Consider the following 11,695-nt stretch of genomic DNA (forward strand, 5'->3'; position numbering starts at 1 on the left):
GTCGCCGCCGCCGGAGTCGACGTGCGGCGCGTGGTCGCAGCGGCGTTGCTGCAGCTCGGGGCGGTCTGCGTGGTGCGGAAGATGTTCGACCAGGCGGAGGACCACCTCGCCGAGGCGAGCGAGCACGCGGAGGCGGTCAAGGACGTCGGGCTGCACTCGGTCTGCGTCCAGCTGCAGGGCGAGGCGCTGCTGCAACTGGGCAAGCTGAGCGAGGCGCGCGAGACCTACGAGTACTTCATCGAGCTGGCGGAGAGCCTCGACGACCGTCGTGGCCAGGCCGTCGCCTACCAGCAGCTCGGCCGCATCTGGGCGGCTCAGGGGGACCTCGCCGCCGCACGGGGGTCGTTGCGGCGGTCGGTCACGATGGACCCGTTGCTCGCCGGTACCGCTCAGCTGGTGCTCGGCGGGGTGCTCGCGGGCGCGGGACAGCTGGAGGAGGCCGCGGCGGTGCTCGAGAGCGGTCTCGCCGTCAGTGCCGACCTGCTCGCGATGGGGTTCGTGATCCAGCTGGCGCTGGTCCGCCTGCGGCTCGAGGACATCGCGGGTGCCGAGGCGTTGTTCCGGCGCGGCATCGACCGCGCGCTGGCGCTCAACAGCCGCCGCGGCGGAGCCGTGTGCATGCTGGCCCTGGGGCTCATCGCCCGGTCCCGCCACGACCCGCACGAAGCCGCGGACTGGTACGACGAGGCGGTCGCGGTCGCCGAGGACGATCCCCGGTTGGTGTCCGAGGGGCTCATCCGCAAGGCGGACCTGCTGTTCGAGCAGGGTGACGCGGACGGGGCCATGGAGCTCTACGACGAGTGCGCGGAGGTCGTCGCCGACGTCGGCGTGCCGGAGCTGCACGCCGAGCTGCTCCGCCAGACCGGCAGGTGCCTGGCCCACCTGGGGGAGACCACGGCGGCCGTGCAGGCGCTGGCGACGGCGGAGGAGATCTTCGGCGATCGCGGCCGCTACCCAGACGTGCTGACCACGCTCGTGTCCCTGAGCTGGGTGCTGTCGGCCAGTAACCGCCCGTCCGCGTCCGCGGTGATGCGCGGCGCAGGCAGGATTGCCGAGGACGTGCCGCCGTCCGCGTCCGCGGTGGTCGGTCTGCTGCTGGCGGGCGACGGCGCCCGCGTCGAGGACGACCTCGACTCCGCGTGGAACCACTACCACGACGCCCGCCGGATGGCGATTGACACCGGTGCGCACTCCCTGCTGGCGGACTGCCGGCTGCACCTCGCGCTGGTCACCGCGCACCAGGGGAAGGAGCAGGAGGCGCTGAGCGAGTTCGCCGCGGCGCTCGCGGTCAGCGAACGGCAAAAAGACCACCTGATGGCCATGCACGTCCGGTGGACGTGGGGGGTCACCGCGGGCGACCGCCGCCAGCTGGCCGAGGCCGCGGTGCTGGCCGAGGAGCTGCGGTCACCCGGCACGTTCGCCGCCGCTCAGGCGTTGCTGAGCGGCGACCCGTCCCTCGTCCCCGCGGCGGACGCCGAGTTCACGGAGCTGTTGTGGCTGCGCCGCCGCCGTGCGTCCGACGGCGAGATCTCCTCCGGCGACCGGCTCGTGGCCCGTGTCGGACCGTCGATCGACGACGTGGTGCGTGAGCTGGCACCACTGCCGTCCGGGGTGTCGAATGTGCCCGCGGTCGTGACGCCGTCGGTCTGAGGCGTCAGGACAGGCGCGCGACGGCGTCCTTGGCGGCCGCCATCTGCTGCCTGGTGAGGTCGCCGATCTTGATCTCGGTCACCGCCGTCTTGTTCGTGCGCAGGTCCTGGGCGGTGACGTGCAGCATCCCGTTCTCGTCCATCCGGAAGGTGACGTTCACAGGCGAGTTCTTCGGCAACGGCGGAAGCCTGTCGATGAGGGCCTCGCCGATGCGCTTGTTGTGCTCGGGCTGGTCGGAGGCGATCGCGCCGGCCTGCTCCCAGATCTGGATGTGGATGGCCCGCTGGTCGTGCCCCGACGTGCGGAACTGCTCGGTCTCCTGCGCGGGCAGCGGGGTGTTGGCCTCCAGCAGGTGCGCCACCAGGAAGCGGTCGTGGTCGTCCGGGTGATCGGGGTCCACGACGGCCACCCCGAACGCCCGCGGCGTCACGATCGTGACCTTGCGCGCGGCCGCAGCCTCCACCGCGGCGCTGCAGACGCCGAGCCGCTGGGCGTCGGTCCCGGCCAGCTTCAGCGACTCGGCCAGCGCGAACAGGGCCGCGCCCTTCGCCACGGCGAGATCCGGCTCGTGCATCTTCGGCGAGAACCCGAAGCGGGAGCGCAACGCCTCCGCGACCGCGCACATCCTCGTCGAGCCCCCGACCAGGAGAACCTCGTCGAACCGCGTGACGCCGCGCCGCGCGGCCAGCGCCAGGGTGCGCTCGGTGATGTCCATGGTGCGTTCCAGCAGCTCGGCCGTGGCCTGCTCGAAGTCGAGCCTGCTGACCTCGATCATGGCCTTGCGACCCTCGAACTGGACGAGCTGCCGTCTGCTCTGCCTGGTGCTCAGCACCTTCTTCAGGTCCTCCGCCACCAGTCCGACGTCCTGCAGGAAGCCCTCGCTCTCGGTCGCGCGGGAGCCGGGGTGCTCGGCCATGAACCGCTCGCAGAGCAACCCGGCCAGCTTGTCGTCCCAGTCCGCGCCGCCCAGCTCGTGGTCGCCGTCCGTGCAGACCACGGTCACGTCGTCGCCGGCCAGCTCGATCACGGTCGTGTCGAAGGTGCCGCCACCGAGGTCGTAGACCAGCACGGTCCGGTTGGCGCCGCTGTTGAGCACGCCGTAGTACAACGCCGCCGCGACGGGCTCCGGCACCACGTTGACGACGGTGAGCCCGGCGATCTCGCCCGCGGCCCTGGTCGCCTCCCGCTCGGCCACGCCGAAGTACGCGGGCACGGTGATGACGACGTCCTGGACCGCCTCACCGGCGCCGTCGGCCGACTTCGCGAGCTCCTTCAGGATGAGCGCGGAAATGCTTTCGGGCGTGTACTCGGCGCCGTGGAAGTCGAGCGACACGCCCGGCTTGCCCATGTCCCGCTTGATGAGCGAGACGACGAGTTCCGGATCGCTCAGCGCGGCGTTCTTCGCGTCCTTGCCGACCACCACGTTGTAAGCGGTTTCGAAGAACACCACGGACGGCGTCGACTCGTCACCGGTGGCGTTCCTGATAACGTGAGGCTTTCCCGCCTCGTCGATTCGCGCGATGCAGGAATATGTCGTTCCGAGGTCGATGCCGTAGACAGTCATCTACACCCCAAGTCTCGTGAAGGCCGACTATTCTGCCACCCGGGGTGCGCGCGGTGGAACTTTTCGGCGACTGGGTGGAATACATGCTCTGGGATTTCTTCGTGTCCGGTTCCGAATCTGATCGGGACTGGGCGGAGTGGGTGGCGTTCCACCTGGAGCGGGCGGGCCACCACGTCCGGGTCGAAGTGCGCGACCGAGCTCCTGGGCACAACTGGGTCCACCGGCTCGACGAGGTAGTGCGGTCGTCCCGGCGAACCCTGGTCCTGCTGTCCCCCGCCTACCTGGCGGACGAGGCCCTCGCCTCCGAGTGGCACTCCGCGTGGGAGTCCGATCCCGCGGGCGTCCGCCGCACGCTGGTCCCCGTCCGCGTCGCCGAGTGCCGGCCGGAAGGTCTGCTGAGAGACCTCCGGTGCATCGACCTCGTCGGGCTGGACAAGCGGCTCGCGGCAGCGAGGCTGCTCGACGGGATCGACGGCACCCGGTCGCGTGAGGACCGGCCGCGGTTGTTCCCGCGCTGATCACCCTCCGGGGAAAGGTGGTTCCTCTGTGGTCTTCGGCCGTTCCATGTCGATCCCCTTGAGCAGTCGCCGTTTCGCCTCGTCCCTGTCGGTCCCGACCAGGTCGACGTAGACGATCGCCGCGAGCAGCCCCGGCGGCCGGCACTCCCTGACCCGCACCGGGATCAGCGTGCGCTCCACCCCGACGGGGTCCCGCACGTACGCGGCGGCCCACTCCGACAGCGGGTAGGGCCGGTCCGCGTAGGTCGGGCTCAGGACCGCGATGGTGCGCGTCGCCGCCGCACCCAGCTGCATCTGCCTCACGACGTTGTGCCCCGGCAGCATGTCCTGCTCCTGGAAGACGACGGCGTGGCCCTCCAGTTCCAGCACACCCGCGATCCAGCGCGCCCAGTCGATGTCGTGCTTGGCGAACGACACGAAGAAGTCTGCTGTCACGTCGTCCTCTGCTCCGGACTCACCCTGCTCTGCCACACGGCACAGTAGGACTCGGGCTGTCCGCCACAGCGGCGATGACAACGAACTGGCCATGATCTGACAGCCGTTCGGGGTACTGCCGTGCCTCCTCGCCCACGGCGTCGCGGTATCGATCGGTGGAATCCGCAACAGCTGACGTGCCAGTGAGCCGATCAGGTGTGCGCATCACCGGACGCACGGAAGGCTCTCAGTGACCACCATCGAACAGGACGACGCCGTCGAGGCGTTGCTGCACAGCACGCTGGCCGCGCACAAGTCGATGTTCCTCGCCACCGCGGGACCGGACGGCTCGTGGGTGAGCGGTGTCTACTTCGCCGAGGACGGGCCGCACACGCTCGTGCTCGTGCTGGAGGAGCGCGGCCGGACGCTCAAGGCGATCAGGGAGAACCCCGAGGTGGCGCTGGTCGTGTCGGCCGGGTCGCCGATGGAGCCGTTCCTGCAGGCCCAGGGCACGGCCGTGGTCGTCGACGGGGCCGAGGACGACGCCGTGCGGCGGCAGCTCGCGGCCAAGGTGCCCGAGGTGGCGCCGTTCCTCGCCACGCCGATCCGCGCGGTGAAGATCTCCGTGCCTCGGTGGCGCGTCACGGACATCCCCAACGGGTGGCTGCCCGGCAAGGAGTTCCCCCGCTGAGGTCCGTGCGGCGCTCAGTGGTTGAGATCGGTCCTGAGCGCCGCCGCGCCGCGCAGGTAGACGTGCTTGACCGACGAACGCGGCAGCTCCGTCTCGACGTGCGCCAGCAGGCGGATCACGCGGGGCAGGGAGCCGGGGACCGCGATCTCGGTCGCGGACAGCAGCGGCACGTCCGAGAGCCCCGCCAGGCGTGCGGCGTAGGCGGGGAACTCGGACACCAGGTCCGGTGTGGCGGTGAGGACGACGCTGATCAGGTCGTCCGTCGTCAGGTCGTTGCGGGACATGACCTCCCGCACCAGCTCGGCCGTGGCCTCCAGCAGCAGGTCCCGCGAGTCCGCGTCGATCTGCGTGGCTCCCCTGATCGCTCGCACCGCCATGCGACCGACCCTAGCGGGTCCTCAGTGGACGTCGCCGCCGACGACGATGTTGGGGTACCGCACGGTGAGGCCGAGCAGGTTCACCACGTAGGCCGCCCACCCGTCGCCGAGCAGCACGAGCCGGCGCTCCCGCAGCGACGCCGCCGTCTCGATCAGCACGTGCAGGCCGCTCGACCCGATGAACGTCAGGTCGGTGAGGTCGATCACCACGTCGCCCTCTCCGACGGCGCAGGCCAGGGCCAGCTCCGTCCTCAGCAGGTCGCTGGTGTTCATGTCGACCTCGCCCACGAGGGCCAGGGACGCGCCCCGACGACGCACCTCCAGCACTTCCGGTTCGAATTCCATGTCGGGTGCCTCACGGGTGGGGGTGCAGCAGGTCGCGCACCGCCGTGAGCACGCTCAGCGGATGCGCCGGTTTCGGTAAGTGAACATCGGCAAGTCCAGCGGCCGGCTCGATCGCCGAAACGGCTACAACCGGTACACCGGAAGTCCGCGCCACCGCCGCGAACCCCGTTCCCCCGCCATGAGACGCCGTCAGGTCCACGACCGCCAGGGCCGGACGGCTCTCCAAGGCCCTGACCGCGCGGTCGATCGTCGTCACGAGCGTCGCCTCGTAGCCATCTGCCTGCAGGAACGCGGCCAGCGCCTGGCCGGAGACCCGGTCGGGGTTCACGACCAGCACGCGCGGGCGTCCCGGTGGCGCGGGCAGGTCCGGGACGCCCGCGCGCGACCAGACCCGCACGAGCGCTCGCACGACCGTTCCCGGCCAGGTCGGTCTGCCGGGACGCACCTGCAGCTCGTCGGCGATGCCGAACAGCAGCGGCAGGCCCAGCGGACGGGTGGCGGCGGCGTGGTCGAACACGCCGTCGTCCTCGATGGTCAGCAACACCGCGTGATCGCGCGGCTCCCACGTCACCCCGACGACGGACGCCCCCGCGCGCCGCACCGCGTTGTCCGCCGCCTCGGCCACCACGAGCAGCACGTCCCGCGCGTCGTCGCCGTCCAGGCCCGACTCACCGGCGAGATCGCGCGCGAAGGCCCGGATCTCGGGCAACGACCCCGGGACAGCCGGGAACCACCGGGTCCGCGCGTTCATCACGCCGCAAGGAACGGAGCTGCGAGCAACGGTGTGATCAGCTCTCGGAGTTGTGTGGCAGAACGTCTGCCCGCCTCGGCGTGCAACGGTTCGAGTTTCTTGCGCGTACGGGCGGACACGATGTCGCCGGATTGCGTGACGGCCAACGCGGCGACTGCCGCCGCTTCGTCCGCATCGCCCTCCATCAGGTGGTTGAGCGACAACCCGATGAGCGCGAACGAACGGCTGCGCGCCATGTCGTCGCGATACCCCGTGACGGCCTGGAGCAACGACGTGATCGCCGGCCGCGCGAAGCTCGCGTCGACGGTGCGTGCGAGAGAGGTGTAGACGGCACCGGTGATGCCCGCCAGGTCGTGCACGTCGAAGAACGCCGCCCACGGTGCCGCGGCGTCCACGTCCGAGCGTGCGAACTCGTCGTGCGCCCGCCCCAGCATCGCCAGCGCGGGCACCCGTTGGCCCATCTCGGCATGGCACCACGCCCGGTTCGCGGCGAGGATCGCGTTCGTGTGGTGGGTGTTCGCCACGAGACCGGCGAACCGGAACATGCCGAGCGCCTCAGCGGGTCCACCGTGGTGCAGGTGGACCCGCCCCATCCGGTAGCGGATGTTCGCCACGAGGTCTTCGTCCTGGGCGAAGTCCAAGGCGAGGAGGAAGTGACGGTGCGCGGACCCGCCGAGTCCGGCGTCGAAGGCTGTCCACCCCGCGAGCGCGTGCAGTTCCGCGATGGCGCAGCGGAACTCACGACGGATCGCGGCGTTGGCCGAGTGCGCGAAAGCCTTGTCGCACCAAGACAACAGAGCTTGCACCTGAGTGCGGCACGACCCTCCGCCATAGCGGTAGTCGACCGCGCGCAACGCCGCTGCCATCGCCCTGAGGTGCCCGATGTGCACGAGTCCCACTTTGGCTTGAGGCGGCGGCAGCGAGGGTGGAGCGTCGTGGTGCATGCACCGAGTCTCGCCACGCGAACGGTTGTCGACCAGGGCCGAACGAACCCGCCGGGCAGGGCACTACGACGTCAGATCGGCCAGCAGCAGCCCGCTGCGCGGTTTTGGTGTGAAATACGTGCTCTTGCGCGGCATCTTCGTACCTGACAGCACCTCCTCCAACGGCACGGGCGCGATGAGCAACACCGCCTCGGCGTCCACGGACGGGTCGACGACCGGCCGCACGAACGGGCTCTCCGGGTCCAGTCCGAGCGCCTCGTGCAACAGCAACGACTCCACCACGGCGTGGTCGATCCCCCGCCCCGCGGGCAGTTCGACGCGCAGCACCTCGCCGGGGCACCGGACCACGACGACACCGGGCGTCGGGTCGACGACGTACGGCGACGACGACACCGCCAGCCCGGCCCGTTCCCACGCCGTCACCAGATCGGACGCGCCCAAGCCGGTGCCGGCGATGGCGCGGTGGATCGGCCCGACCCGCAGCCCCGGCCCGGACGTGATGAGCGCCAGCAGTCCGGACAGGCCGGCGGACCGCGCCGCGGCGACCCGGTGGTTGCCGTCCGCCACGAGCAACGGGTGCGCGCCCGCCGCTTCGAGGAACGCGTCCTGCTGGCCACCGGGCCCGACCAGCCACACCCAGTGCCGCCGCCCGCCGGAGTCCACAACGGACGCCGCCGGCTCGTCGGTCATCCCGAGCACGAGCGACGTCAGCCGGTCGTGCGGGGTGATCGGCACCAGCATCGCCGCGCTCGTCGCGATGCCCAGCGACGCGAGCACCTGGCCGCGTTCCGCGACCACGTCCGGGTAGACGTCCTCGGTGTGGGAGATCGCGTCCGGGTCGACCAGGCACAGCAACCCGCACGCCGTCCCGTCCGGTCCGTCCACCCGATACGGTGCGACGACGTCCGCGACCTCGCGGTACGCCTTCCTGATGAGCGCCGCGAGCTCGGCGCGGGCGTGCGGCAGGGCGTCGAGCAGCCCGGTGCCCGCGGCCAGGGCGTCAGGCGTGCGGTGGGGGTGCTGAACGGCCAGCAACGTGCCGTGCGGGGCTCTCGCGAGCGCACCGATCACCTGGCCGGGTTCGGCGAACTCGTCGACGTCGGGTCCCGGCACGCGGTCGCGCACCACCCACCCGCGTCGCACCGGGCGTACTGGCGGAAACATCCCCGTATCATGATCTGTGTGAACGTAGAGATCACGCCCCTGCCGGGAATCGGCACGCGTCAGGACTTCATGATCCGTGCCGGACGCCGCGTCGGCGTGATCACCTACCGGGACGGCAAGTTCGAGCTCATCGTCTCCAAGGCGAGCGATCCCGACTCCTGCTCGGCCTCGATACCCCTCTCACCGGAAGAGGCGAGCACGCTCGCGGGCCTGCTCGGCGCACCGCAGCTCGTCGCCCACCTGCGCGAGGAGCACCGCGACATCGAGGGCATCACCACCCGCCAGCTGCCGGTGACGGCGTTCGCGAACCGCACGCTCGGCGAGACCGCTCTGCGCACGAGGACCGGTGTGTCCATCGTGGCCGTGGTGCGCACGGGCAACGCCCACCCGTCGCCCGGCCCCGAGTTCCTGTTCGAGAACGGTGACCTCGCGGTCGTCGTCGGCACCGCGGAGGGCCTCGACGCCGCCGCCGAGATCCTCCACGGCGGTTAAGCACAGTGCACGAGACAACCATCGCCATCATCCAGCTCGGCGCGGTGTTCTTCGGTCTGGGACTTCTCGGCCGCGTCGCCAGGAGGGTGGGCATCTCGCCGATCCCTCTCTACCTCGTCGGCGGCCTCTGCTTCGGCGTGGGCGGCTTGGTCCCGCTGCACGGCATCGACGAGTTCACCCACCTCGCCAGCGAGATCGGCGTGGTGCTGCTCCTCTTGCTCCTCGGCCTCGAGTACTCGGCGGCCGAGCTCACCACCGGTCTGAAGCGCTCGTGGATGGCGGGCGTGCTCGACCTGCTCCTGAACGCGGCTCCTGGCGCGATCGCGGCGTTGCTGCTGGGCTGGGGCACGGTCGGCGCGCTGGCCATGGCGGGCGTCACCTACATCTCGTCGTCCGGCATCGTGGCGAAGGTCCTCGGCGACCTGGGCCGCCTGGGCAACCGCGAGACGCCGGTCGTGCTGTCCGTGCTGGTCTTCGAGGACCTGGCGATGGCTGTGTACCTGCCGGTGCTCACGGCCGTGCTGTCGGGCGTGAGCTTCCTCGGCGGCCTCACGTCGGTCGGCATCTCGCTGCTCGCCATCACCGTCGTGCTGGTGGTGGCGTTGAAGTACGGCCGGTTCATCTCGGCCATCGTGGACAGTCCTGACCACGAGGTGTTCCTGCTGAAGCTGCTCGGCTCGGCGTTGCTCGTGGCCGGTGTCGCGTCCCAGCTGCAGGTGTCGGCGGCGGTCGGCGCGTTCCTGCTCGGCATCGCGATCTCGGGCTCGACGGCGGAGAACGCGACGCGGCTGCTGGAGCCGTTGCGGGACCTGTTCGCCGCGATGTTCTTCGTCGTGTTCGGCCTCAACACCGACCCGCGCTCGATTCCCCCCGTCCTGGCGATCGCCGTGGCGCTGGCGGTCGTCACGACCGTCACGAAGATCGTCACCGGGTGGTGGGCGGCGCGACGGCAGGGCATCGGCAAGATGGGACGCATGCGCGCGGGTGTGGCGCTTGTGGCGCGTGGGGAGTTCTCCATCGTCATCGCCGGTCTGGCCGTGGCGTCCGGTCAGGTGGACGACAAGCTGGCGGCGCTGGCCACCGCGTACGTGCTGCTGATGGCGATCCTGGGGCCCATCGCGGCCAAGTACGTTGAGCCAATCGGTGAATTCTTCCAACGCAGAAGGCAGATGGCCTGAAACAACCGCCTCCGCGTGACGACTCTCTAGTGAGAGCAGACGGAGAGTAGGGGCGAAGTCATGACCGAACCCGCGGAAGTGGAGACCACAGGCCGTTTCCTGGTACTGCTGCAGGAAGACGCCGTCGAAGAGGGGCTGGCCGAGCTCGGCGCGATCGCCGGGTTCGACCCGAACAGCGGTGACCTGGACGCGGAGACCACGCAGGTCTTCCCGGAGCTCGGCGTCGCGGTGGTGACCGCGGACCCGAACGTGCTGGCCGAGCTGAACGGCGCCGCCGAGCGCCCGGGCCCGGTGCTGGTCGTCGAACCGGAACGCGTCGTGCACGTGTTCGCGGCACCGGCGGCGGAAGAGGTGGAACCGGCCGCCGACGAGTCGGTGCTGACCTGGGGCTTGCAGGCGGTCGGCGCGGACGTCAGCACGGCCACCGGCAAGGGCGTCAAGGTCGCCGTGCTGGACACCGGCTGGGAGCAGGACCACCCGGACTTCGCGGGCCGCACGATCACCACGAAGTCGTTCATCACCGGTGAGGACGCCCGTGACGGCCACGGCCACGGCACGCACTGCATCGGCACGTCCTGCGGCCCGCGCAAGCCGTCGACGCTGCCCGGCTACGGCCTGGCCCACGAGGCGGAGATCTTCGCGGGCAAGGTCCTGTCGAACGCGGGCTCGGGCTCGGACGGCGGCATCCTGGCGGGCATCGACTGGGCCGTGGCCAACGGCTGCGCGGTCATCTCGATGTCGCTGGGCGCCGACGTCCCGGCGGGAACCCCGTACTCGCAGGTCTACGAGACCGTCGCCCAGCGAGCGCTGGCGAAGGGCACGCTGATCATCGCGGCGGCGGGCAACGCCTCCACCCGCCCGGCACGAGTCGCGCCGGTGGGCCACCCGGCCCGCTGCCCCAGCATCATCGCGGTGGCGGCCATCGACGTGAACAGGGCGATCGCCTCCTTCTCCTCCGGCACGGTGGACAAGATCGGCCAGATCGACCTGGCCGCCCCCGGCGTGGACGTCTACTCGTCGTTCAAGCTGCCCGACAAGTACCGCCGCCTGCGCGGCACGTCGATGGCGACCCCGCACGTGTCCGGCGTGGCAGCCCTGATCGCCGAGAAGACGGGCGCCAGGGGCCACGAACTGTGGGCACGCCTGTCCTCGACAGCCCTGCGGCTCCCGCTGCCGTCCACCGACATCGGCGGCGGGCTAGTCCAGGCGCCATGACAGCATCGGTGGACCAGGTGATGGTCTCCGTGACGGAAGGCAGCCTCCCGAAGGTCCTGGACGACCTGAGGGAGGCCGGCCTGGTGATCGACACCGTCCTGGAGGCCCTGGGCGTCATCACCGGAACGGCGGAGGTGAGAGCGATCCCGAACCTCCAGGCGGTCCCCGGCGTGCTCGACGTCGAACGGCAGTGGCGCGTACAGCTCCCGCCGTACTGACTAGGCTCTGCGTCGACCCCATTCACGTCTGATCGAACACGTGTTCTAGAATGTGCTCGGGGTCACGTCGTTGCGCAGAGAGGAAACCTGATCGTGTCGGACACGCTCACCGAGGTGCAGGCAGTCGAGAAGACCGTCGTGGAGGAGACTCCCGCGCCGGCGGCCGAGGCTCCC

14 protein-coding genes are annotated in these 11,695 nt (G+C 70.6%); 7 read left to right on the forward strand and 7 right to left on the reverse strand.

Annotated elements, in window-relative coordinates:
- Window positions 1-1,650, forward strand: a 1,650-nt coding sequence (locus VM306_RS34160; protein WP_325522298.1) for a tetratricopeptide repeat protein, incomplete at its 5' end; no start/stop codon positions are given.
- A 4-nt stretch (window positions 1,651-1,654) separates the two neighbouring features.
- On the opposite strand, the gene VM306_RS34165 is transcribed toward VM306_RS34160, so the two are convergent.
- Entirely contained in the window at window positions 1,655-3,214 is a 1,560-nt protein-coding gene (locus VM306_RS34165) for an Hsp70 family protein (protein ID WP_325522300.1), read from the reverse strand.
- 53 nt (window positions 3,215-3,267) lie between these two features.
- Here VM306_RS34165 and VM306_RS34170 point away from each other — a divergent pair, with 53 nt between their 5' ends.
- Entirely contained in the window at window positions 3,268-3,732 is a 465-nt protein-coding gene (locus VM306_RS34170) for a toll/interleukin-1 receptor domain-containing protein (protein WP_325522302.1), read from the forward strand.
- Here the strand turns inward: VM306_RS34170 and VM306_RS34175 are convergent, their stop codons facing one another.
- Window positions 3,733-4,167: a toll/interleukin-1 receptor domain-containing protein gene (locus VM306_RS34175; RefSeq protein WP_325522304.1), complete on the reverse strand. Its 435-nt coding sequence runs from the start codon at window positions 4,165-4,167 to the stop codon at window positions 3,733-3,735.
- A gap of 229 nt (window positions 4,168-4,396) precedes the next feature.
- Here VM306_RS34175 and VM306_RS34180 point away from each other — a divergent pair, with 229 nt between their 5' ends.
- A complete protein-coding gene (locus tag VM306_RS34180; protein ID WP_325522306.1) occupies window positions 4,397-4,837 on the forward strand; it encodes a pyridoxamine 5'-phosphate oxidase family protein in 441 nt (146 codons plus the stop codon).
- 14 nt (window positions 4,838-4,851) lie between these two features.
- On the opposite strand, the gene aroH is transcribed toward VM306_RS34180, so the two are convergent.
- The 5 genes from aroH to VM306_RS34205 all read right to left on the reverse strand — a co-directional run bounded on the left by aroH (window position 4,852) and on the right by VM306_RS34205 (window position 8,418).
- The gene (gene aroH, locus VM306_RS34185) at window positions 4,852-5,214 is read right to left on the reverse strand and encodes a chorismate mutase (RefSeq protein WP_325522308.1); all 363 of its coding nucleotides are present in this window, start codon (window positions 5,212-5,214) and stop codon (window positions 4,852-4,854) included.
- Between the two features lie 21 nt (window positions 5,215-5,235).
- Window positions 5,236-5,559, reverse strand: coding sequence for an STAS domain-containing protein (locus VM306_RS34190; RefSeq protein WP_325522310.1), 324 nt, complete (start codon window positions 5,557-5,559; stop codon window positions 5,236-5,238).
- A 10-nt stretch (window positions 5,560-5,569) separates the two neighbouring features.
- Entirely contained in the window at window positions 5,570-6,310 is a 741-nt protein-coding gene (locus VM306_RS34195) for an ATP-binding protein (RefSeq protein WP_325522312.1), read from the reverse strand.
- Window positions 6,310-7,200, reverse strand: a complete 891-nt coding sequence (locus VM306_RS34200; RefSeq protein WP_325522314.1) for a hypothetical protein — start codon at window positions 7,198-7,200, stop codon at window positions 6,310-6,312. Before VM306_RS34200 ends, VM306_RS34195 begins: the two co-directional genes overlap by 1 nt.
- A gap of 117 nt (window positions 7,201-7,317) precedes the next feature.
- Window positions 7,318-8,418 (reverse strand): DUF1015 family protein, encoded by a 1,101-nt coding sequence (locus VM306_RS34205; protein WP_325522316.1) that lies wholly within the window; start codon window positions 8,416-8,418, stop codon window positions 7,318-7,320.
- Window positions 8,419-8,436: 18 nt separating this feature from the next.
- Between VM306_RS34205 and VM306_RS34210 the strand changes: the two genes are divergently transcribed.
- From VM306_RS34210 to VM306_RS34225, 4 genes are read left to right on the forward strand one after another with little or no spacing between them, the layout of a single operon-like run.
- Window positions 8,437-8,910, forward strand: coding sequence for a cation:proton antiporter regulatory subunit (locus VM306_RS34210; protein WP_325522318.1), 474 nt, complete (start codon window positions 8,437-8,439; stop codon window positions 8,908-8,910).
- A 5-nt stretch (window positions 8,911-8,915) separates the two neighbouring features.
- Entirely contained in the window at window positions 8,916-10,088 is a 1,173-nt protein-coding gene (locus VM306_RS34215; protein WP_325522320.1) for a cation:proton antiporter, read from the forward strand.
- A gap of 60 nt (window positions 10,089-10,148) precedes the next feature.
- Complete coding sequence (locus VM306_RS34220) at window positions 10,149-11,303, forward strand: S8 family peptidase (RefSeq protein ID WP_325522322.1); 1,155 nt, start codon at window positions 10,149-10,151, stop codon at window positions 11,301-11,303.
- The gene (locus VM306_RS34225; protein ID WP_325522324.1) at window positions 11,300-11,521 is read left to right on the forward strand and encodes a hypothetical protein; all 222 of its coding nucleotides are present in this window, start codon (window positions 11,300-11,302) and stop codon (window positions 11,519-11,521) included. Before VM306_RS34220 ends, VM306_RS34225 begins: the two co-directional genes overlap by 4 nt.
- Window positions 11,522-11,695: the final 174 nt, after the last annotated feature.

Source organism: Lentzea sp. (assembly GCF_035525475.1).
Taxonomy (GTDB): Bacteria; Actinomycetota; Actinomycetes; order Mycobacteriales; family Pseudonocardiaceae; genus Lentzea.